18 protein-coding genes are annotated in these 22,801 nt (G+C 42.3%); 7 read left to right on the forward strand and 11 right to left on the reverse strand.

Annotated features, from left to right (window positions below; all coding sequences use genetic code 11):
* From V7R42_RS15330 to V7R42_RS15365, 8 genes are read right to left on the reverse strand one after another with little or no spacing between them, the layout of a single operon-like run.
* A complete protein-coding gene (locus V7R42_RS15330; protein ID WP_334021114.1) occupies positions 1–1,122 on the reverse strand; it encodes a glycosyltransferase in 1,122 nt (373 codons plus the stop codon).
* Positions 1,119–2,999 (reverse strand): asparagine synthase (glutamine-hydrolyzing), encoded by a 1,881-nt coding sequence (gene asnB / locus V7R42_RS15335; protein ID WP_334021115.1) that lies wholly within the window; start codon positions 2,997–2,999, stop codon positions 1,119–1,121. Before asnB ends, V7R42_RS15330 begins: the two co-directional genes overlap by 4 nt.
* Positions 3,000–3,011: 12 nt before the next feature.
* Entirely contained in the window at positions 3,012–4,085 is a 1,074-nt protein-coding gene (locus V7R42_RS15340) for a GNAT family N-acetyltransferase (protein ID WP_334021116.1), read from the reverse strand.
* Between the two features lie 14 nt (positions 4,086–4,099).
* Positions 4,100–5,101, reverse strand: coding sequence for a polysaccharide deacetylase family protein (locus V7R42_RS15345; protein WP_334021117.1), 1,002 nt, complete (start codon positions 5,099–5,101; stop codon positions 4,100–4,102).
* A 3-nt stretch (positions 5,102–5,104) separates the two neighbouring features.
* Positions 5,105–6,205, reverse strand: a complete 1,101-nt coding sequence (locus V7R42_RS15350) for a glycosyltransferase (protein WP_334021118.1) — start codon at positions 6,203–6,205, stop codon at positions 5,105–5,107.
* Positions 6,206–6,210: 5 nt separating this feature from the next.
* Positions 6,211–7,191, reverse strand: coding sequence for a glycosyltransferase (locus V7R42_RS15355; protein WP_438823661.1), 981 nt, complete (start codon positions 7,189–7,191; stop codon positions 6,211–6,213).
* The gene (locus V7R42_RS15360; protein WP_334021119.1) at positions 7,173–9,677 is read right to left on the reverse strand and encodes a hypothetical protein; all 2,505 of its coding nucleotides are present in this window, start codon (positions 9,675–9,677) and stop codon (positions 7,173–7,175) included. Before V7R42_RS15360 ends, V7R42_RS15355 begins: the two co-directional genes overlap by 19 nt.
* Before the next feature lie 9 nt (positions 9,678–9,686).
* Positions 9,687–10,556: a GNAT family N-acetyltransferase gene (locus tag V7R42_RS15365; RefSeq protein ID WP_334021120.1), complete on the reverse strand. Its 870-nt coding sequence runs from the start codon at positions 10,554–10,556 to the stop codon at positions 9,687–9,689.
* Between the two features lie 363 nt (positions 10,557–10,919).
* Between V7R42_RS15365 and V7R42_RS15370 the strand changes: the two genes are divergently transcribed.
* Positions 10,920–13,634 (forward strand): tetratricopeptide repeat protein, encoded by a 2,715-nt coding sequence (locus tag V7R42_RS15370; protein WP_334021121.1) that lies wholly within the window; start codon positions 10,920–10,922, stop codon positions 13,632–13,634.
* A gap of 150 nt (positions 13,635–13,784) precedes the next feature.
* Complete coding sequence (locus tag V7R42_RS15375; protein WP_334021122.1) at positions 13,785–14,600, forward strand: hypothetical protein; 816 nt, start codon at positions 13,785–13,787, stop codon at positions 14,598–14,600.
* Positions 14,601–14,964: 364 nt separating this feature from the next.
* Here the strand turns inward: V7R42_RS15375 and V7R42_RS15380 are convergent, their stop codons facing one another.
* The gene (locus tag V7R42_RS15380; RefSeq protein WP_334021123.1) at positions 14,965–15,789 is read right to left on the reverse strand and encodes a PEP-CTERM/exosortase system-associated acyltransferase; all 825 of its coding nucleotides are present in this window, start codon (positions 15,787–15,789) and stop codon (positions 14,965–14,967) included.
* A gap of 93 nt (positions 15,790–15,882) precedes the next feature.
* A complete protein-coding gene (locus V7R42_RS15385) occupies positions 15,883–16,635 on the reverse strand; it encodes a YdcF family protein (RefSeq protein ID WP_334021124.1) in 753 nt (250 codons plus the stop codon).
* Positions 16,636–16,999: 364 nt separating this feature from the next.
* On the opposite strand from V7R42_RS15385, the gene V7R42_RS15390 reads away from it, so the two are divergent.
* The 4 genes from V7R42_RS15390 (at position 17,000) to V7R42_RS15405 (ending at position 20,089) form a co-directional block, all read left to right on the forward strand.
* Positions 17,000–17,896, forward strand: a complete 897-nt coding sequence (locus tag V7R42_RS15390) for a hypothetical protein (RefSeq protein ID WP_334021125.1) — start codon at positions 17,000–17,002, stop codon at positions 17,894–17,896.
* A 122-nt stretch (positions 17,897–18,018) separates the two neighbouring features.
* Complete coding sequence (locus V7R42_RS15395; protein ID WP_183043303.1) at positions 18,019–18,162, forward strand: hypothetical protein; 144 nt, start codon at positions 18,019–18,021, stop codon at positions 18,160–18,162.
* On the forward strand, positions 18,159–19,010 hold the full coding sequence (locus V7R42_RS15400; RefSeq protein ID WP_334021126.1) for an HprK-related kinase A: 852 nt from the start codon (positions 18,159–18,161) through the stop codon (positions 19,008–19,010). The genes V7R42_RS15395 and V7R42_RS15400 overlap by 4 nt, the downstream gene beginning before the upstream one ends.
* Positions 19,007–20,089 carry a nucleotidyltransferase domain-containing protein gene (locus tag V7R42_RS15405; protein ID WP_334021127.1) on the forward strand — a complete coding sequence of 361 codons (1,083 nt, stop codon included), beginning with the start codon at positions 19,007–19,009 and terminating at the stop codon, positions 20,087–20,089. Before V7R42_RS15400 ends, V7R42_RS15405 begins: the two co-directional genes overlap by 4 nt.
* On the opposite strand, the gene V7R42_RS15410 is transcribed toward V7R42_RS15405, so the two are convergent.
* Complete coding sequence (locus V7R42_RS15410; RefSeq protein ID WP_334021128.1) at positions 20,086–21,711, reverse strand: FAD-binding protein; 1,626 nt, start codon at positions 21,709–21,711, stop codon at positions 20,086–20,088. The two genes, V7R42_RS15405 and V7R42_RS15410, sit on opposite strands and share 4 nt — an antisense overlap.
* Positions 21,712–21,784: 73 nt before the next feature.
* Between V7R42_RS15410 and V7R42_RS15415 the strand changes: the two genes are divergently transcribed.
* Positions 21,785–22,801, forward strand: coding sequence for an NAD-dependent epimerase (locus V7R42_RS15415; RefSeq protein ID WP_334021129.1), 1,017 nt, complete (start codon positions 21,785–21,787; stop codon positions 22,799–22,801).

Consider the following 22,801-nt stretch of genomic DNA (forward strand, 5'->3'; position numbering starts at 1 on the left):
TTATTTAACTTCTTTATATAAACGAAAATAGCGCTCGATCATTTTTGAAACGTGGAAATGGTTTCGAAAGGCTTCTTTTGCGTTGCTGCTGAATGACGATAAAAGCGCGTTGTTTTGCGCTAGCAATAAAATCGCATTGGCAAAGTCCATTGCATCATCGTTTTGCGTAACCAACCCCGTGTGCTCATGCTCAATAATTTCTGGGTTTCCGCCAGCATTGGTAACAATACACGGTAGACCAATAGATAGGCTCTCTAAAAGCGTTATTGATGTACCTTCGCTTAACGAGGACAATAAAAATATGTCAAATATAGACATATAGGGCGACGGATCCGATTTGTAGCCCACAAGTCTGGTATTTTCCTGCAGTGATAGCGCTTCTATTTTCGACTCTATTCGCTTGCGCTCATCGCCATCACCTACGATAACAAGGAATAAATCCTTATTTTTTTTAAGCGCTAGGTGGAAAGCCTCAAGCATCATAGTTTGGTTTTTTATAGGGTCTAGCCTTGCGACCGTTCCTAAAATAAGCGCGTTAGAAGGAATGTTTAACGCCTTCTTAAGTTCGCTTTGCTCAGACGCTGCCGTTGTTTGTAACGGCAAAATACCGTTGTATATGGTCTTTATTTTGCTTAGCGTCAGGTTTTCGTATTCAGCCAACGCTTCTTTTGTTGCATTGGAAATGGCAATTATCTGATGCGTAAACATGGAAAGCACGGGATTTACTAACTTTCGTTTCCAACTTGAACTGTCAGGGTAGAAGCGACCGTGCTCGGTAAATATGACCTTTGCTTTTAAACCGATAGCGGCCATGCAGCCATACACCCAAGGCGTATATTGGTGACAATGCACAATATCTATATTGTTGTCTTTAATATGCTGGCGTATGTGCCCAATTAGGCGGTAGTCAAAACCAGGCGTGCGGCTTTCGCTTTTAATCGCAATGCCCTGCGATTGTAATTCTTTTCCCCACGGGCCCAAGGGTTGCTCAATACAATAAATTGACATACAGATGTCTTGAGATGGGTTGCCAGTAATGAGATTTTTTATCACCATTTCTGTGCCGCCAATCCGCATATCGAAGGTGAGATGCAATACGTTGATACAGGGCGCGTGTTTCATTTCATGTACCTGTCGAACCACATCTGATACATCAGCATGCTCCAAAGAATGGTTCCATGGTCCTTTGCCGTTTTTTGATGCTCTTGCCATTTCTTTTCTACAACATCCATTTGGAAAATATCCGCAATTCCCGACGTTGCTTTAAGCACCGTGGTTTCAAATGTCTCTTTGAGATCTTCTCTAAACCAGAGGTCTAACGGGGTAGAGAACCCCATTTTTTTTCGGTTAATTAAATCTTCAGGAATGAAACGCTGAAGGCTTTCTTTCAATATTTTCTTTTTTACTCCGCCATCGAATTTCTGAGACGATGGCAACCTTGCGGCAAATTCAGCAACGCGAAAGTCAAGCAATGGAGCGCGCACTTCCAAGGCATTCGCCATACTCATTCGATCCACTTTCACTAAAATTCCACCGCATAAGTAGGTCTTTACATCGGTGTACAAAATTTTACTTAAGTGGTCGTCGCCATCGGCACAGGTGTACTTTTCTAACGTAAGTTGACTTGGATGATAGTCGCCAAGTTGCTCAAGAAGCGTTGGTTGGGCAAGTGAGTGCCACTGTTCGTCAGTCATTTGGCTGTTAGTAATATAGAACCCCATGGCGGGCGAGTGACTTAAACTGTTAAGGAGTGATTTGCCTTTTTGTGCCATGCGCCACGGAATTTTTCCGGCGGCTTTCGCTAATTTGGGGAATAGCACCTCGCGCATAGGGCGAGGGAATTTGCTTCTTAAGTTGTTTTCAATGTCGTCTGTAGTGTATTTTTCGTAACCGGCGAACATTTCATCGCCGCCGTCTCCGGCAATAGCTACGGTTACCGTCTTCCTTGCTAGTTCAGATACGAAATAAGTAGGAACCAACGACGGGTCTGCAAACGGCTCATCAAAAAAGCTAACAATGTGTGACAAGCGTTCTTTTACCGTACTATCAACAACAAACTCGTGATGTTCTGTTTTGTATTTCTTAGCGATGACTTCAGCAAATTCAGTTTCGTTGAATGACTTGTCTTTAAAGCCAATGGTGCAGGTCTTAACCGGCTTTTCGCTATTTTTCGCCATTAACGCAACCACACCCGAGCTGTCTACGCCGCCGCTCAAGAATGCGCCTAATGGCACATCACTAATCATACGCTGGCGCGTAGTTTCCTCTAAAAGCGATAACAACTCTTCTTTGTTATGCTCGAACGAGCCTGTTGAGGTCTGCTTAAAACTTAGGTCCCAATATTCATGTTGGGTAATTCCCTCTTTGGTAATTACCATGAAATGTGCAGGCGGTAGCTTGTGTATATCTTTAAATATACTTTTAGGGTCGGGGATATATTGGTACGCGAAAAAGTCGTGAACAGCATCGAGCCTAATTTCACGTGGAATATTATCGAGCGCTAATATCGCTTTAATTTCAGAGGCAAACGCAAACCGGCCACCTTTACTAAAGTAGTAAAGCGGCTTTTTGCCCAAGCGATCACGGGCAATGAACAGCTGACCTTGTTGTTTGTCCCACAAGGCGAATGCAAACATCCCGTTTAAACGATGGATACACTCTACGCCTTCTTTTTTATACAGGGCCAGAATAACTTCGGTATCTGAGTGTGAATTGAAGACCACGCCTTCTTGTTCAAGCGTTTCTCGTAACTCAAGGAAGTTGTAAATTTCGCCGTTAAACACAATGACGTAATTACCACAGCCGGAAAACATAGGTTGATTGCCGGCTTCGGATAAGTCAATGATGCTTAGGCGTCTATGACAAAGGCCTACGCTATCGTCGATATAAGTGCCGCCTGCATCGGGTCCTCGGTGGTAGATGGCGTTACCCATTTTTACCAAAGATGCCTCATTGCCCTCGGGGTGGTTAAGTAAACTGAACCCTGCTATTCCACACACAATATTGTTTCCCTATAAGCTAATATGCGGTCTTATTCTTTTACCTATCGCAACGGTGAGAGAAAGTGGCAGCTTGCGCCACACTCGTTCTGCCATCGCTTTTATCGATTCTTTCATTCCATTATTAGAAGCCGCCTCTTGTTGATTTACAACATTGCTTCGCGGATAGTGATACCAATCGAGAAGATAAGGCTCTGCGCCCCATTGTTTTTTGAATTTAAATGTACCTTCATTGAACGTGCTGCGTCCAAAGTCAAATTCGCGAATACCATTGTCCGCGCAATGCGCCAGTACATTCCAATAAAGCTTCATATTAGGCGCTAACTTATTAAATTCACGCACTGTTGACGCCCACGGTATAGATGCTTTGTTGTTGTTCTTAAGCACAATGCCTGCGCCTATTGGCGCGTCGTCGTGGTAAACCACACTAATATAGCAAGCAGTATCGTAGCCACGCGCTATGTTTAAAAACCATTCTAAACTGTGCGCAGGTGAACCGAGATCACGCATATTTGTCACGTACACCGTGTAAAAATCATTTACGAGTTCAGGAGAGTTACCACCTTTAGACGTTAATCCATTCTTATCGGCTTTTTTTATTTGGCTGCGCAATTTCGATTTAAACGATTTAAGCAAAACGTCGCTACTGTCAGGTAACGGTAAGCGCATTTGCACTTTCTTACCCGCTAAAAAGCTATTGTCTGCGGTTTGTTGCGCATGACAACCCCGAACTTCAAAGTACTTCGCGCTAGCGTGCTTTTCTTTTAAATTGGCGAGTAAATAGGCTTCAATGTCAGGCGAGTCAGCCAAAGGAAAACCTACATCACAATAGGGAAGGGCGCATAGCCTTTCACCTAGTACCCACGATGTTAATTTTACCGCAGGAACGACACCCACAATACGATCGTCTTGTTCGTTAATGGCGAGCATGCCTTCGCATTGCATTGCATATACGTTTTCGGATACGCGCTGCCATGCTGCATTGTGGTAAGGCGTTGCAAGGGGGTGAGAAGAAACGTACCGGTTCCAGTCTGATACGTTTCTCTCATTAAGTGGAACTAATTTTAGTGGTGTGTTTACATTCACGTTTATACCCAATCCTAGTCACTACAATGCGTATTAATCTTATGCTTCAGCAAAGCTGATGCCTCTGATATTGTGCAAAATCTCACGTTGGCTTTAGCATGTAAGTGTTTTATAACTTCTGACATACGCTCGCAAATACGCTGGTAGGCATTATCAACTTGTAGCAGCCCTGTTACGCCATCTAGTAAGCTTGAACTATGCAAATACATATGAATTACTGGGTATTGTTTTTCTAAACACATATTCACAAGCATCTTCATTGAAGTACTGTCGGTTAATTCCGGACTTAAATAGAGCTTGCGAAGTATATTCGTGTGCCATAGCAATCCAACAGGCTTAGCCAGCCTCATTGGACTTTTCGCTAAAAACGTGTGGATATTGTCGGCATACTTAAAATGAGAACGATTAAAGCCTGCTGTAATGGGAAGCTCCATTAAATTGCGTTGTGACCCTTCCACATCGGCGTTTTCAAAGCTTGGCCAGTAGGGCGTGCTATCCCGGTTTTTGCAACTAAAATAGGTGTTTTCGTAAAATGGATAAACGCTACTATCTACCTTAAAACCGCGCTCTGCGAGCAACTCAAGGGTAGAGCCATTAATTCCCCATCGCCCACTTCGAAACGACATCGGCGCCGGGCCTATATTAGTGATTAACTGTTCAATAAGCTGATCCAGCTTCGCTTTAACGTGGTCTTTCGGCAAATTGACAACGTGAGATTTTGCCTCGTCTGTTTTACCAAAAAATGGCGGGTTACACCAAGGATGAAGGTGAGCACCAATTTCCGCTTTTTTCTTCGACGCAAACGTTCGCAATACGTCAGAACTAAACGTGTCGTTGGCAACCGCATAATCGACAAAATAAGTGGGTTTAATACCCAATGACTCACAAAATTCCTGAAAAGCAGGCAGCTTTTCTATGTTTTTCACTGAGCAGTCTGTCTCTGGGAAGTCGTTACTCCATTCCCATTCTTCTTCCGTATCTACACTCAGTACAAATAAAACGTCCTGCTTATCCATTGCTTACTCAGTTAACATTTTCTTGAAAAGTGAATAGTACTCACTGGCCATTCTTTTCGCTGAAAAATTATCTTCAACAAATTGACGTGATGCCCGCGCTAGACTTGTTGCATAGTCGTTATCGTCTAATAGCGTTATCCAGTCCTTTTGCAGCTGTTCAAAATCGTGTAAAGGTGCAAGTAGCCCCGTTTTTTTATGCGTAATCAACTGGTCTATGCCGGCGATGTCATACGCCGATACTGGAATTTCCATTGCGCACGCTTCCATTAGACAGCGAGGAATGCCTTCCAGCGTTGATGTCATAACGAATAAGTCAAAATCTTTGAGTAATTCGAGCCTATCGTCACGGAACCCCAAGAATTGAATAGCGTTTACGCTTGATAAGGTTTTGCTATATGCTTCCAATTCTTGCCTGCTATCACCGTCTCCGAGCAGTATTAGTTCGATATCTTGTCGTTGAGCGTAAAGCACGTCAAAACAATCCAGTATTGCTTTGATATTCTTTCGGCTAATCATTTGACCCACAAAGCCTATGCGCTTTTTCTCACCCGCAGGTTTGACGACTTTAGTTTGTCTTACAGCGTCAACCTCGGATAGGTCGACACCGTTTTGAATATACTCAAGCTTCGGCGGTTTAATGCCAAATTTCTTTACGTCTTCCATAAGCTGTTTTGATAGCGGCACAACTTTGTCTGCTAATCGCATTGATTGGCAGCCTAGCCAGATAAAGGTTCGTAACTTGATATCCGCAGCATTTTCAAAGCCATGGGGCGTTACAACGCAAGGGATGCCCGCTTTTCTTGCAGCGAATACGCCCAAAATATCTGATTTGTACCCGTGGGTATGAATCACATCAATACCATTGCGCTTAATGAGTTCTGCAAGCTTCGAAATAGCGCCTAAGTCAAAGCGATTGCGCATTGCTATCTGGTGTGTTTGGCCCAACGAAGAAAACTGCTTTAAAAGCTCTAAATCTTCGGTTCCAGGTTCTAGCGTAACCACTAAATGATTCTCTACATCTTGGGGCATATGTTTACTTAGTGCCAAGATCCATCTTTCAGCTCCATAGAAGCCCGTTGAACAAATAAACTGTAATACTTTCATTGTAATTATCTGTGTGTAGGTGTAGCTAGCGCACCTTTAATTCCTAATAAAGTGCCGAGAACCCGAGCGGGAAAATACAAGCAATAAAAAAGCAGGCAGTAATACATGTTTACACTACCACCGGTGAGCTTTTTCAATCTACCCGTATACACTGCTAAGGGCAATATAGTTAGTACGCTTGCCATAATAACTAAACTCATGTTTGAGTACAGCAGCGCGACTAATAAAAATGCGACACCCAATGTAACAGCAAAAGGTATAAAGAAGCTGGGAAGTTCTCGCAAGGGAATGGACCGGCCTTTTATTGACGCTAAATTTGACTGTCCTCGCCAAATTTCTTTTTTGAACATGGGCAAAAAGGCTTTGTCTTCCCCTAAATGCACATAGTTGGACGCAGAGGTATAAAGTAAGCGACCTGTTTCAGCCACTTTTTGCGTAAAGTAGTAGTCTTCACAGGTTTGTAAGTGCTCTGGGAAGCCGCCGACAGCATGGAAAGTTGTTTTCGATAAAAAGAGGTTTCGACCGGGTAAAAAGGTAACGAACTGATCAAGCTCCGCATTGCTTAATGCCGTTCTTATTCTTTCCAAGGGCGGGGCGTTGACCGCGTTTTTTTGCATTGCACTGCAAAGTACAATGTTAGTGTCGTTTGTTAGCACGTCGATCATCGACATTGACCAATTCGCATCTAGCGCTATATCTGCGTCTAAAAATGCCAAAAACTCACCCTTTGCTTCTTTCGCCCCTTTGTTTCTTGAGTGTGAAATAGTTTTATTAGGGTCGTTAAAAATTAGCGACAACGGAAGGCGGTTGGCAAGCGAATGAAGCGCGTCGGAAAACGCTGTGTTTTGGCTTACCACAATCACTTCGAATTGGTTCATTGGGAGTGTCTGCATACTGACGCTTTCTAGCGTCTGTATCAACATCTCTTCTCGTCCTTTATGTGGAATAATAAAACTGACTTTGATTGTCACGGCTTGCCTATCCATTTCTGAAATTTAGGGAATCGTTTGGCCAGTTGACTTCTTTCTCTAGCAAGCGAGAAACGCTTGAGTGTGTCAATGAGAAATACTGGGAACGAACGTTTCCTATGTCCATTTACGTTATGTTCAATTAATGCCATAGGCTGCGGAAGGGCAGCATAGACATCGTAATGTGCGTTTTGCATCATTAAACAGAGTATACGGGTTGTTTCTGCCTCTGTACTTTTCGATAGTCTCTCATAGATGCCACGCGTTAACTCGGTAATTTTGCTAACCAGCGCTTCATTTGACGGAAAATACGCTTTTGCAAAGTTCATGACACAGAGTTTGCGCAAATCTTGTCCAGTCCACGTGTCGTTGGGGAACTCGAGTATGTTGGGTTTTTCTAAATACACGTATTCGTTTTCAATCATCCAATGAACGTAATGGCACAGTGACTTAACCGCATAACTGTAGTCAGCATCGTTTTGCGAGAGTCTTTCTTTTACCGTAATAAACCTGCACAGCGCTTGCAAAAACACCGTATAAAACCACGTCGTTTCTACATCACTCAACTGTCGTAAACTTATGTCATCATTCGGAGAAACGGTGTTGGCAATAATCGCTGCACATTTGTCTAAGTCTTGGGTATTCCCCAATAGATCAAAGCGATCCATTATAGCCTGTAGATAATTCGCCGTGCCCCGGTCAAACGGATAGGCGCCTGTCATGACATTTTTTAGGCCAATATTCCCAGCGTTTTTTATGGCAAGTAGAGCACCAACTAGCGTTCCATCGCCTTCATAATAACGCGTAATCCAGTCACAAATTGAAAGCAATGCTTGCTTGGATGTTTCGCTTCCCGACAAATAGTAATGAAGTAGAAGACCGTTGGTATAACAATGTTGACCTCCAGGCCCGCCGCCGCCGGCATGGTCTTGATACACGTCGTTTGGTTGTAACGTCGAATAGGTTCTGTGTGTGGCGGTGTAAGCTTGAACGTAATGGTCGGTATGCCAAAAAAGCCCGCCAGCGTATTCAGGTTTGTCTAATTTCGTGTGGTATACGTCAATATTAGCGACGTGCTTTGCGAGGTCGTCTGCGAGCGTTTTCCATCTTTTATCTCCAGTGCTTACCCACTGGCACAGCATGCCACAAATAGGGTCGTACTGATTATTGTAATGAGAAACAAAGTCGGTATCTTGCGGTGCGTTGCCTCGCTCGTGGTCGGCGTAGAGTTCTCCAAAATGACGCCATCCATAGACATCAGCCACTTCTCTTTTCTTGAAAAAACTGTTTTCACCGTCAACGGCTTTTGCAATTAGCGCGCTAAAAGGGTTTGTTTTGCGATCGCTATTAAAAAGAGGGAAGAACTGGCTGGAGTCTAACCAGGTAAAATGAGGTTTAACCTGTATTTTTCTAAGCGGTTCATGGCTAATTGAAAAGTCTCTGGTTAACTGTTCGCCTGGCTGCAACTCTTCCATTGCGCTTAATGTAGAGCCAAGCAAGCTGTATTTTACACGTTCATTGTCGACAACAATTGATGAAGGGAAATGTTGCCAAAAATCGGCGACCTCTATGACCACCTTTGAATTATCGCTAAACGTGCCTGAAACCCTTGGTTGGATGTGGCTGCCTTCCAATATGCAGGTACTTTCTCGATAGGCCCTGAATCCTTTAAATGCGAGGTTCACATTATTTGTATGATCAACATGAATACGATTTTGCCAATTTTCGGTGCCACTTGACGCTTGAAAAATAGTCGTTGGTACTTGGGGAAAATTAACCGATGATGCATCAATTTCCGGATTACATTTTGTTATAAGAATATCAAGCCCAAGTTCGGCAATGTTAAGTGAGTGACTATCGCCTAGGTCCCACGTGCCGTTCGGATGTTCAGCCGAGGCTGGGTTGGTAAAGGTAACCGTGCTTAGCAATGTGCCGGTGGATAGAAATGTATAAATTCGCTGAACAATGGAAAGCGGTTTACCTTCTACACATACGGTAAACGCACTGCGAACAATAACCGCGGTTGTCTTTTGCCCGTTTTTTAATAGCTCAAATTCGGTCGACTCTTCTTCAACCTTGGAAAAGGCTGTAGCATTTAACGAACCTTCTATTTTGAACCTATTTTCTCTTGTCAGTGACAAGGGGGTATTTGTAGATATGTATTGAGTGGACTGGTCTTGCAAACAAATTTCTATTCGTTGTTTGTTGTGCTTAACCGCAACGGGTTCAACATGGCACGACATGTCAGCGGTGCTTATTGTTAGCGTTTTTTCTTCATTTTCTGCCAGTTGAATAATGCCGTGTATCAAAATCCATTTGATACTACCGTCGTCCCATAGGTTAGTGATGCTTATATACGCGGTATCGCACATTTTCCCATTGCAGTATAGTGCCAAAGGAACATGAGAAAGGAACTGTCCTTTAGGACAAGGTATCCCTTGTTTAAAGTGACCGAAAGTACGATGGTTTGATGTATTGACGATAGTAATTGGCAAATGAGTCATATGTTCAATTTATTGAGGAATAGGTAGCTTTGATGCATAAGCGCGTAATCTAAGTTTACTGCGGCGCAACCAGTGAATGAAAATGCCTTTAAGGCTCTTTCTTGTGAAATTGATCGAAGTGAGTGAATAAGTGTCGGAAGACATCGACTTTTTATACTGCGAATAACCGGCTAAAAAATCATATTCAGTTTTACCTTCCTGGGCATAGTACTCAATTAATGTGTGATGTAACAGATAGCCCGGCTTGATTTTTTTGTCAGCAATAGCGTAATTGATGCCTGAACAGTAAAACCCTATTTTATCTCCGGCAATCAGATTAAACGAAACGCCCAAAAGCGTATTACCCGCCGATACAGAGACAAGATCAACCTGCTCAGGAAATTGTTCTATGAGTTTATTTAAGTGGCGCGTAAAAATAGGGTTTTGAAAACCACTTCCGTATTCAGAATCTTTCCATTTTGCAATGTGAAAATCTGCGAGCAGTAAGAAATACTTGCGCTTTTCTTCTATAGATATTGCCCGATGAACATTCATACTGCCATAGCGTGATGTCACACTTTTTATCGCTCGATTTATTTGATATTTGGTATTTTTCGAGTAATGACTAGTGGCGTTTGATACGTCTAGATTCACTTTTGCCGCGAAGTGTTTATCTGTTTCGATATACCAATGTTCACTTACCGCATTGAGCCAACTATTTGGTTTTTTAGCTAACGAAATATGGAATTCAGTAAATGTCGATGTTTCAATGAAATTCATTAGCGCTTCAACGCAGGCGTCTTCCCAGCCGTCTTTACAGAATACGTCGTTATATTCTATCCAAGACTGGTCGCAGGATGATATGCCAGCTTGATTGAGGTATGCAGCATTCCATGTCAAAAACCCACTACGCCTTTTTTGAGTACCTAAAACAACAAGGCCTACACATTTTTCTTCATATTGAAATGTGAGTAGTGAAGGAGGAGACGGAAGAGAAAAAAGCCAGGAACTCAACCAAGACACATTACAAAAATACTCTGGATGTAATCTTGAACGTGATATTTCCTCAATTAGCCCGTGCGCCCATTCCCAAGAGTAGACCGTCCTTAAACTGGTCTCTACCATAGTTAAAGTTCCATACTACATTCTATTATACGTTGATAATATCACCCAAATCGGACAACAATAGACATTAATCTAAAAGTCATTGCGTTTCCACTGGCTTCAGGAAATCATTGAAACAATAATAAAAGGGGATTTGTTATGCGTATTGGCATAATTGCGGCAATCGTTTCAGCAGCTTTTGCATTAAATGGATGTTCTGATGTTAGCCAGGAAACTCGACTCGCTTCAGCCGAACAGAATGTGAGTGAAAAGAACTATAAAGAAGCAGTAATAGAGTATAAGAATCTATTGCAGGAAGACCCTTCTAACGCTGAAACAAGAAGTCTACTTGCGAAGGCACTGTACCAAGATGGCGATTTAGAGGGGGCAGAAAAAGAGTTTTCTCGCAGCATTGATGCAGGGGTGACGTCAAGTGAAGTATTAGCAACCTACGCGTTGACGCTTTACTTTCAATCTAAGTTCTCTGATGTCGTCAATGTTAGCGATAAATTTGAATCGAGAAATAGCCCCGAATTAAATGCAGTATCGTATATCGCGCTGATACGCACAGAAAACCCTAATCCGGCTAAAGTCAAAAGACGAAAGGATTTATTAAAGGGAGAGTATTTAAAGTTTGCAGAGGTACTAGCAAGCTTTTTAGATGGAAACTATACCGATTCGAAAGAAAAGTTGGACTCAATAGCATTGCCTGATTATTTTGAACCGCTTAAATTACAGCTCGAATCGTTGTTGCTAAGCCGCTCCGGTGATCAGAATGGCGCCATATCTTTAATAACTCCACTTGCACAACGTTGGGAAAAAGTCGCAGTTATCGCGTTAACAGAGTTAGAGGTTTTAATTGCTGCTCAAAAATACGACGAAGCGAAACGTGTACTAAACAATTGGGTGTCTGAGCGTGGAAGCCCAATGTTTGATCTTTTACTTGCTGATGTTAGTTTGCGCCAGTCAAATTTCGAGAACGGTTTTATGTTTGGCGAGAAAGCCATTCAAAAAGGCTTGGGAACGTACCAAGCAAATTTGATAACCGGAATTTCCGCGCTAAATCTCGGTAAAATAGAAGTTGCCTATACTTATTTAAAGCGAGCACATGAATTAAACCCATTGGGTAAAATGGGTACGCGTTATCTGGCAAAGTCACAGCTGGGACTTGGATATACAGATGAGGCAACCAAGTTATTAGAAAAATTAGAAATAAATTCTCAACAGGACCTGGAGTTTATGCTTCAGGCCAGTGAGTATCTAAATGCAGCGCAAAATACTGATAAATCCATAGATTTGATAAAAAGCGCGCTAGATCAATCTCCCAACTCCCTGCCATTGTTAGTTCAACTGGCTTCTTTACAATTTAATATTAATAGTAACGATTATCAGGAGACGGTTTCCAAGTTAGAGTCGTTGTCTGAAGATTCATTGGCCGTAACGTATTTGGCTGTTCAACGTTTAATGGCTGAGGAAAAGTTTGACGAGGCACTTAAAAGGGCAAAAGCGTTTGAAGATGAAGCGCCTGTAGAAAGTTTGGTGCTTCAGGGGTCAATTTTATTCAACCGGGGCGCTTATGAAGACGCGTTTTCAACTGCTGAGCAAGCCTATACTATTTCAAATGAAAGTTTACCCGCGGTCAGATTGGCAATGTTGGCGTCTTATGAAGCCGGAAAGCTGAGCAAAGCAATTGAATATGCTGAAATTCAAGTGTTATTAAATAAGGAGATGACAAATGTTGAAGAGCTTGTCTTTTTAATTGAATTACATCCGGATTTCGATGTTGCACTATACGTAGATAAGCTGATGAGAAAGGCTAAGAGCCCTGAGCTAAAATCGATTTATCGTATTGGTTTAGTAAAGTATCACCTTAATGCGGGAAATATTCAGTCTGCCTGGAAGTTATTAAATGGAAATATTGAAAATAATCAGCTGTTAACGCTTAGCGAGAAGCTGCAAATACTCTCAGTTCGCGGCGAAGAAGATAAAATTGATACGCTGTTAAATGCGCTATTTAAACAAGAGCCTGCCGTGACTAACGATTTCATTTTAGGCATAGCATACTACTTTTCTAGAAATGAGTTATCCAAAGCGAAAAAGCTTATTGACCAAGCAGAATCTCTTTTCCCTGATGATAGCCGATTTGCCTTGGGCCACTTCGAATATCTCCTAAGAACGAATAAATTTGAGCAAGCAGATGCGAAGCTTAATCAAATACGTGGTTTGGGCGTTGCGCCATGGCAAACTGCGCTTTTGGCTGGTCAAAAAGCCATGCTTAACGGCGAATTGTCAGAAGCGGTTAAGCTTATGAACCAGTCTTACAGTTTAAAACCGCTGAAGTCGACAGCAATTGTATTAGCTAAGGTGTTGAGTATTAGCGGTAAACAAATGAAAGGGCTCATCGTATTAAAAGATGCGTTGTTGACAGGCAATAATTTGCGCGAGCGAGACTTCCATGCCACTGCCGAATACGCGGTCGCTCATGGTTATTTAACCGAAGGCAAAACAATTTATAAAAGTCTACTTGAGAATTGGCCTAATTCTTCAATCGCAAAAAATAATTTAGCCTCGTTGTTGGTAAATCTTAAAGAGTTTGACAGTGCTGTAGACTACGCAAGCGAAGCGGTGCAGGAAAAAAGACTACCGGCTTATTTGGATACTTACGGCTGGGCGCTATTCAATAGCGGTAATACGGAAAAGTCTCAATCATTGTTTGAAGAGGCATTGGCTAAAGATGAGAGCTATGAAAAAGCGGCCATTCATTTGGCCATAACGTATATTCAAACACAGCAACGGCAGAAAGCCGAAGCGTTGAGGAAGAAATACATAGCGCGCGGAAGTACGCTAGAAACGACGTGGGATCGATTATTTTAAAGTGTCTAATTATTTTACATAATGAGTTGGGTTGAGACGTTGTTATCATTTTTCTTTTTATAAATCATAGTTTTATATTTTTGGCTTGCTTTTTGTATAGTAAGCAATAGTTGTGAATGAAGGTTTTGGCAGCAAATAAGGATGACTACTATGAAAAGAATTTTTAAGACTATCGTCGGAGCGGTTGGTGCTGCGTCTGTATGTCTATCTATGAATGTTAACGCAGATGTTGTAAGTGAAAGTGGTATTACATGGGACACGACTGAGCAGGGCGGTTTAGCTGCAAGCGTTCAGTTCCAACAATGGTACTCAAACGGTGACTATGGCATGGCTAACGGTGTACCAGTTATCAATAGTTCAAGTGCACAAGATGTAACGCTTGGTGCTGGTGTACTTACTGGTATTGGTAAATTCACTCTGTTTTCAGACGGTCGTGCGCAAGGGCCATTCGGCTTTGGCGGCGGTACATCGTTTTGTACATCAGGTCCTGGTGCTTGTGAACTAACGTTTGCTTTTGGTGGCCTTGTTCCTCTATCTGTGACTGAGTTTGATTTCTCAAATGCTTGGTTGAATGTTTACTATGACGACATGTCGTTAGATGGCACAGGATTTGGTGACGTTAGCAGTACCTCTTACTCACGTTACAGCGAAGCTCAAGATGGTAACTTATGGGCATCATTTTCTTTTGATGACTTTGTTTTCGCAAGCTTGAGCGGTGACTTCACAGATGGTGAAGGTTATGCAGAGCTGAGCGTTACTGGTGGTGAGGCGTTTGATACGCTTAACTTCTCTGAAGGCGGTCCTGATTTTGAATTTGTTACCGCTTCTCAATTCGAGAACAATAGCAATAACTACTCAACAACTGGCGACGGTAACATTACTACAGTGTCAGCGCCGTCTACCGTTGCATTTTTCGGATTAGCATTAATGGGTCTAGGTGCGGTTTCGCGCAGAAAGCTTAAATAATGCTTTCGTGACCTCTTAAGTCCTAAAGCCTACACCTCGTGTGTAGGTTTTTTTTTTGCCCAGCGAACGAAGCGTGCGCTAAAGAGCGGTGACGAAGGAAGTTACAGCAAATGACGGACTAAAAGCAGGGTTGTGCATTTCGCCAAGATAGAGGGATGCGTGCAACACAGGATAAAGTCCCAGACTCAGTCAGCCCTGAAGTGCACGCAAAGGTAAGTTTTAATAGAGTAACAGGAATATAAACCTATTTATCAGTGAGGCCCGGCCTTAACTTGATAATAAATCACAGAGGCCTTTGCGGACATGTTGGCTTAAAGTGGTAGGTATCGTGAGCGACGCCGCAAATTAAGCCACGTCAACGCAGTTACTGAGATGCTATGCTTTCCCTTATGTCTTTAAGCATTTTCAAAAAGCTGGGTGAAAGCTTAGTATGAAGCAAATCTTGGTTTATATAATAGGGCGCACGCTTGCCGTGATAGTCTACAACGGGCCCGATTTGTTTAAACTTAATGCCAACAAACCCCATGCTTCTTGCTAACCTTGGCTCCATCATTACGTACGCGTGTTTTATTTCGTTTTCTAAAGCCAATGCTGCGGCCGCGAAATACAAGCCTACTGCAATGAATGGAAAGCAGCGTAACTCAGTCTCAGAATAAGTTGCTCTATTAATAATACCAACACCAGCCCCTTGATGACTATCCATTTGGCGTCGTCTAAATTCCTTAGGCACTGCCAAGCGCGATACTTCGCAAATGTCTTTTCTATCAAAATTTGATGGGTTTAAATCCTTATCAGTAATAGAATTTAAACAATATTTTTCGATGGGGAGTTGCTGATTAGGTTCAGTGGGGCGTACTATTCTAACGGTACCTGCATGAGCCGATGAGCGGCAGTGTTTTATTAAACAGTGAACGGAAAATGCGTCAAAATCGTCCAATTCTAACCCACTTTCTTTGACGGGCTCAAACCCTAATTCTTCACAGTAAACGCCGTGACGAATTTTAAACACCTCATTTCTTAACGCATCAGATCTCGCTACAACAGGGACTAGATAAGAAGAAAAATGAGAAGAAATATAATTCGCTTCTTTCAGTTTTCCGTATCCAGACAACAACTTACCAATCTTGTTGTTTTTACCGACAAGCTTAGTGACAGCATCTAAAATACTTGCGTTTTTTAAATTTGGCATAATATGCACGCACGATTAAATATAAAAAGAGTGTAGCAAAAAAGACAATGTTTTAAACTGTTTTGTCTTAAACATTAGTTCAAAGGAAGAGAACTATTGAGTCGCGCGCTGTTTAACGAGCGCTAAGTATTCATAAAATGCAGAGCGAGATGCTGTCAATGCGGCGAGGGATGGCATTGTTAAGTAGGGGGTTAACGTTCCTGCGCTATGATAATCGACTGGGAAAAAAACGACATGGTTGGTGATGTGTTTTAACTCGTTGGAAACACGCCGTACATGAGTTGCAGTCGTTACCACTAACACGTTTTTATTCATAACCAGTTGGCTGGCGGACACAATTTCCTCATGGGTATTGGTGCCTTCATCTGTTAAGATGATTTTATCTTGAGGCACCCCCAGTGACATCAAAAACGCTTCTGCTTTTTGACTATAACTGATGTCTTTGTTTTCTAGAAAATACCCACCACTTATTATTATTTTACTCTTCGTTTGTTTGTACAACATCGCAGTCTGTACAAGCCGTTGAAGCGAACAACTCGACCATCTACTAACTTCTGGTACATCTCCTTCTGTATTGTAATAACACGCTAGTACGAAAATAAAATCGGGTAATTCTTGGCTATCGTGTTGGTGTTTTTTTACCTCCAGGTTCCTTTCGAGTGGATAAAGCAGCAAATCAGCGGAGTAGGGTTGTGACCAGATAAGCAGCCATACCAATGATATGCAAACAAGTGTAGACGCTAATCTCTTATTTCTTAAAATACGCTGTGCGATGGCGGCCATGAAGACAAGAAAAAGGCTGGTTTGTAACGGGGAGATGAGTTCAATTACGAGTGCTTTAAACACGCTGTTGCCGCAGTATAAATAGATAATGCCTAAACATTAAGTAGTTTATATGGCAATTTCAACCACCTAGAAACGCCGAAGTGAAATTTGATAAACAAAACGATTAAAATTTGAGGGATAAACGCCTATCAATTCGTTGTGATTTTGATATCCTCTGGTAATCGGTTATGTGTAATACGAGCTTATGTAAATTTATGCAGTGTATACATACAGTGTTTTAGAGTGTCCTATTTTTTTACATAGCGAGCGATTGGTGATTTTATCACTATGAAATATATATACATTTTTTCTGGTTTATTTCTTGCATATCCGTGATATCTGCGTCTACGGATGTATGCAAGAGTAATTCAATTTCGAGGATCAAATGAGCCATAAACTCACTAAAGATGACAAAACAATTCAGCGTACAAATTCACGGAGACAATTTATTGTCAAAGCTGCCGTGGGTTCTGCTGCTTTGTCAGTTCCAGGTAAGTCTGTTTGGGGCGCATGTTCAGTATCGGGAGCTATGTCTGGCAATGTATCTCGAGTGAACCCCGAACAAAAATGCGAAGCACCTCCTATTTCTGGTGGCCGCTCACCGGGCACATGGAAAGATGCGTTAGATGGTTCTATGAATGGGCAGAGACTAAAAGATATGTTTACTGCGCTTCAGAAAGTAGATTACCCTGCGATGCCAGCCGCTGAACCTGGTTCTATTCTTTGGGTGGCCTATGAAAGCCACCTTGAGTCGGTTATCAAATCAAACTCGATGAAAATAGATAAACGCGTACTCGATGATGACGTTTCCTATGCAAACGGCGGTGTTCCACTGTTTGACGCCTTAGATAAGCCTGGTGGTATGGATTACAATTTGGCGGCGGTTTGGCTTAACACGTATTTTGGTTTCTATCCGTCAGTTGTTCACTACCGCGCTAGTGCGTCAGATCGAATTCTAAAGGCAAATGAGCTTGTAAATAACATCGCGATTTATTTATTTAGCGAGTCTCGTATCGCGCTGGCTTCACCAGAGAGCCTTGGTGGAACTCAAACGGTGAGCTTTAGTTATAATTTTGAAAGTGGTTCGTCTAGCGAGTACACATTATCCCAGCCTGAACACAACGAGTACAACCGTACCACGCCATTCGGCTTGACCGAAGATAATGCGTTAGGTGAAGCTCCTGGCAACGGCAACGGCAACGGCAACGGCAACGGCAACGGCAACGGCAACGGCAACGGCAACGGCAACGGCAACGGCAACGGCAAGGGTAACAGAAAATAGGCTGATAGCGCATTGGTGGATCAGCCTTATTTGTTATGTTCAAGTTCAGCAGCTCAGTCAAGGTTAGGCTTTTGAGGTCTAGCAACTATCTCCTTGTCTTCGATACGCGCTCGGGAGACACCATGGCCTTTGAATATAATGATACTGCCATGGCCGAAAAGCTGTTGGAAGAGTCTCACGAACAGACGTTTTTTGAATCGGCACTGAATTTTAAAACGCTAAGTTTTAAAAAGGCATCCGACCTGAATATTATTGAAAGAGTTTGAAGTTTTCATTTATTAATACAGGGCCTTACGTATTCAGACTGTACAATGAGTGTGCGGCAGTAAGCCATTCAGTGCGTCATATGTATTGTAATACCAACACAGAGATGGAACGCTATGATTTTGATATTGCAGTAAAGCCTCCTAATTTACTAAGAAAGTTCATCTCTCCACAGATAAGTTTCTATTGCGATAAACAAACGCCGTTTTTCCCTCTCCCTCGTAGTCAAAGTTACCCAATGCTCGAATGGGGCATGAATTGGTGTATTGCTGCTCATGAATATTCAAGGCTTGTAATACATTCTGCAGTACTAGTTAAAAATGGAAAAGCAATCTTATTCCCTGCATTGCCTGGTTCAGGAAAAAGTACGTTAAGCGCCTTATTATCGGAAATGGGATGGACAGTTTTTTCAGATGAGATGGCGATAATTGAACTTGAAAACCTTCATGTTAAACCAATCAATAGACCTGTTTGTTTGAAAAACGATGCTATCGATATCGTAAAATCAAGTTTTAGTGATAGCGTATTCACAGAGAAGTTTTACGACACCCAAAAAGGGACAGTTGCGCATAAACGTGTGCATACGGCAGCATCTTTTAAGTTTCTCAAAGATACGCCCATAGGTGCAGTGGTGTTTCCTAAATATGTTCGCGGCAAGGCAACCACCTTACAGGAAGTCGCTTCAGCGGAAGGCACACTTCAGATAATAAGAAATGCGTTTAATTACCATGTCTTGGCCGAAAAAGGGTTTGAAGCTTTAGCCGACCTTGCTGATAAGGTTGAATTTTTTTCTATGGATTACTCTGATATCAATAGCGCAGAAGCGGCGTTAACGGAGTTGCTTCTGTGAATGCTTTTGCTAAAGCAAGATACTTTCTCAAAATATTCAATGATGTAACTTTGGTGTCATCGCTATCACCGAAAACCCTGTCTGAACTGTTTGTCTTTCTTCGTGCTGCGAATTTATTGAGCATCTTCGCTCACAAAATTAAACGCAAAAACATGGTAGATAGATTGCCTGAAAGCATTCAGTGGCATGTAACTTCAAACGTGAACTATTCTGATCGGCAGCGATGCCAGGTTGGAACTGAAATAGACAGAATCAACCTTCTTTTAGAGGAGATAGGGATAACCCCCGTTTTTCTTAAAGGCGCGGCATACAATATTGAAAATGCCGTTTCTTTGGAAGGTCGAACCATGTCTGATATTGACATTCTCGTTAGTTCAAACGAGATCCAAAAGACAGAGAAAAGACTCCTCTCGTTGGGGTGGCAAATAAAACCGCTAGCTAACTACGATGAAAAATACTATCGGGAGTTTGCTCACGAAATTCCACCAATGTTCGATCCTCTGTCTGGCACCACGTTAGATATTCACCACAATTTATATTTGCCAGTGAGTGGAAAAGCCCCCGATGAGTCAATATTGAGGCAGAACATCGTTGCCTCTTCGCAACAGAAACTTGTTCTCAATAAACATATGCAGGCATTACACACATGTGTGCATCTTTACTGGAACGAGGATGTAAGCTCGTCACTTCGTGACCTGTATGATTTTACTTGTCTTTGTAATGACAATGCATCACATCATTTTTGGGAAGCAATAGTTAAAACCGCAAAAACCATGAACTTGTCTTCACTTTTATTCGATGTGATATGTTTGGCAGAGTTCTATTTCCCGTTGCACTGTCCAATTGAAACAAAACGTCAGTTGCAAAGCCAACTCAGTCTTTTCCATAAGACTCGTCGAGCGTTTACACTGTTCGTTATGAAACGTGCTTTAGTGCCGGATACACGCGTCTGCGACAGCAAATTGCTTCGTATCTGTCGATTTTTGGCATACATGCGGGGGCATCTAATGAAAATGCCCGTTTACGTACTTGTGCCGCACATGCTAAAAAAGTTATCAATGACCTTGCGAAAAAGTTAACGTCCCTTTGCGTAGCGCCCTGGCCCAAGAATATTGTTAGGGTCTAGCGCATGTGCAATTTTGTTCGATGTTGACCAGAATGCTTTTGACGTATCAAGATTTTCTTGTTGCTCTATATTCAACCTATACGGAACAAAGCCAAGTTTTAGGCCTTGCTCGTAAAGTGATGCAAGGCACGCTTTTGCATCTTCTTTTGCCTTTTCGTTGTTGATATCAAAAACTATTGGGATAGTACTGTCAGTACAATATTGATTGAAGTTAGTGAACGTTATCATAGGTTCAATGTTGAACTGTTGGCACGTCTCTCTAACCAACGCGATAAAACTTAACATCGAGGCTGGTTTTGTCGGTATTAAAGGTGCGTACCATAAAAGGCCGCACCCATCTCTTGCCGGATTAAGTTGGTTTGTTTTGTTCGGCGTTGTTGCCGAATTACGCCAATAAGCAAGAGGTAAGGCAACTTGATTAGGTATGCCTTTCATAATTGCCATGCCTTCTTCTAACGTGGCCAGCTGCTGTCGTGGCGCTTGCAGCAAAGACTTTGGTGCCAGTTTGGTTACAAGCTTTCCAAACTCAATAAGTAGGTCATTTGAGAAGAAAAGTCTTGATGCTCTGTTTTTCGCAATCTTCTTTATTTCTGCTTTCACAGCCTTGGCCACGTTTTTCGCACCATAAACTGTCCCTATTACTGTCCACTCCGGTATCTCTTGTTGCTTACTTATTTTTTCTACTTGTTGGTCAGTCATGATTTGATGTGAACCTGGGCCATTCGGATTGTCGGCCATCATGGCGGACACCCTTCTTTTGTCCATTAGGTTCATACTCCCTACATTGCGCCCAACTTTATCGAATATTTCGGATACCACTTCATAGGCGGTAGTAAATGAAGATTGATCAAAGAATTGCATGTAAAACGAGGTGAAACCGTCACCCGCTTTTTCAAGTGAAATAGTGGCTTCGGTAACAACCAAATTCGCCGATTGCGTGAAAATTCCATCCAGGTAAGGGCCATGTTTCCACTTAAATGATTTGTCGGCCAACTGCTCAGATGTCATGTCCATATCTGCAACGCTGGACTGATAGTATTCACCTGTGGGTAAAAAACCTTTAATGGAGGTTACTGCGGAAAAGTGGTCTGCCACAGGCGTGATGCCATAACCACGCTCAAGTGCATTAGCAAGAACACTGCACGTAGGGCCTGCACCAGTTACGGGAACCATATAGTCGGATGCGTGCTCATTTAGAAAATCATACAGTATTTTCTGCGTAACACCTGGTTGGACTGTGCACAGGCCTGTTTTTTCGTTGAAGTACAGTATTTTATTGAGCTGCGATAAATCGAGTAGGTATTGATCCCTTTCATCACGGGGTGGAACACTGCTGCCATACCCCCAATTATTTCCAGTGCTAATAGGGTAGATAACGAATGCCTCGTTGCTGCCGCTACATTTGTTCGCAAGTTCAATAACAGCCTTAATGTCTGAACTATCACCTATTTTAATCACCCCCTTGACTTGAGAGGTAAAACCTTCTGGAGATTGGTGATAAGTTAAAATATCGTCAGTATGCGTAATTAACACTGATTTTGAACTTAACACAGATTCAATAAGTGCCGTGCTCATGCAACTTTCCATTATTTAGATTTAACGTATAGTAGTAGCATAACTGTATCAGAGCGTTTAAGTATATATTTTCATGAAAATCTTAGTCACCGGAGCAGCTGGTTTCATTGGTGCAGCTGTGTCGCAATACCTTATCAATCGTGGTGACCTTGTTGTCGGAATTGACAACATTAACAATTATTACGATGTAAATTTAAAACACGCCCGTTTAGATGAGATTAAGTCATCATCGGCTGCTGATTTATTTTCATTCGTAGAAATGGGTGTTGAAGAGCGCGATAAGATGGCTACGCTTTTTGAGGAACACAAGTTTGATAGAGTAGTGCATTTAGCTGCTCAAGCTGGTGTGCGTTATTCTCTTGAAAACCCAAATGCTTACGTCGACTCCAATATCGTGGGCTTTGTGAATATTCTGGAAGGGTGCCGTCACAATAATGTTGAGCATTTGGTGTATGCGTCTTCTAGCTCAGTCTACGGTGCAAATGAAACGATGCCGTTTTCAGAGCTGCATAACGTAGATCATCAAGTCAGCTTGTATGCGGCTTCTAAAAAAGCGAATGAGCTGATGGCGCATACTTATAGCCACCTGTATAACTTGCCTACAACAGGGTTGCGCTTTTTTACCGTTTACGGTCCATGGGGACGTCCAGATATGGCGCTGTTCAAGTTCACTAAAGCTATCTTAGAAGGTAAAACAATACAGGTATATAATTACGGTAACCACCGCCGCGACTTCACCTATATTGACGATATTGTTGAGGGCGTAATTCGCACGCTCGATAATGTGGCTAAACCCAACCAGAGGTGGAACGGCAGCAACCCGGATCCAAGCACGAGCAGGGCACCTTATAAGGTGTACAACATAGGTGCGCAAACGCCTGTTCATCTTTTAACGTTTATTGAAACCCTTGAAAGAGCCTTGGGTATTGAAGCCAAAAAAGAGCTTCTTCCTATGCAGCCTGGGGATGTGCCTGACACCTATGCTGATGTGTCGTCGCTAGTTGAAGATACTGGATACCAACCCTCTACCGATGTAGAAACAGGCGTAAAAGCGTTTGTCGACTGGTATCGCGACTTTTATAAGGTATAA

This window comes from Alteromonas sp. S015, assembly GCF_036864485.1.
Taxonomy (GTDB): Bacteria; Pseudomonadota; Gammaproteobacteria; order Enterobacterales; family Alteromonadaceae; genus Alteromonas.

Bases quoted from the DNA above. Each gene is read 5' to 3' on its own strand.
- V7R42_RS15330 (WP_334021114.1), bottom strand. From the start codon at position 1,122: ATGAAACACGCGCCCTGTATCAACGTATTGCATCTCACCTTCGATATG.
- V7R42_RS15345 (WP_334021117.1), bottom strand. From the start codon at position 5,101: ATGGATAAGCAGGACGTTTTATTTGTACTGAGTGTAGATACGGAAGAA.
- V7R42_RS15350 (WP_334021118.1), bottom strand. From the start codon at position 6,205: ATGAAAGTATTACAGTTTATTTGTTCAACGGGCTTCTATGGAGCTGAA.
- V7R42_RS15355 (WP_438823661.1), bottom strand. From the start codon at position 7,191: ATGGATAGGCAAGCCGTGACAATCAAAGTCAGTTTTATTATTCCACAT.
- V7R42_RS15360 (WP_334021119.1), bottom strand. From the start codon at position 9,677: ATGACTCATTTGCCAATTACTATCGTCAATACATCAAACCATCGTACT.
- V7R42_RS15370 (WP_334021121.1), top strand. From the start codon at position 10,920: ATGCGTATTGGCATAATTGCGGCAATCGTTTCAGCAGCTTTTGCATTA.
- V7R42_RS15375 (WP_334021122.1), top strand. From the start codon at position 13,785: ATGAAAAGAATTTTTAAGACTATCGTCGGAGCGGTTGGTGCTGCGTCT.
- V7R42_RS15380 (WP_334021123.1), bottom strand. From the start codon at position 15,789: ATGCCAAATTTAAAAAACGCAAGTATTTTAGATGCTGTCACTAAGCTT.
- V7R42_RS15390 (WP_334021125.1), top strand. From the start codon at position 17,000: ATGAGCCATAAACTCACTAAAGATGACAAAACAATTCAGCGTACAAAT.
- V7R42_RS15395 (WP_183043303.1), top strand. From the start codon at position 18,019: ATGGCCTTTGAATATAATGATACTGCCATGGCCGAAAAGCTGTTGGAA.
- V7R42_RS15410 (WP_334021128.1), bottom strand. From the start codon at position 21,711: ATGAGCACGGCACTTATTGAATCTGTGTTAAGTTCAAAATCAGTGTTA.
- V7R42_RS15415 (WP_334021129.1), top strand. From the start codon at position 21,785: ATGAAAATCTTAGTCACCGGAGCAGCTGGTTTCATTGGTGCAGCTGTG.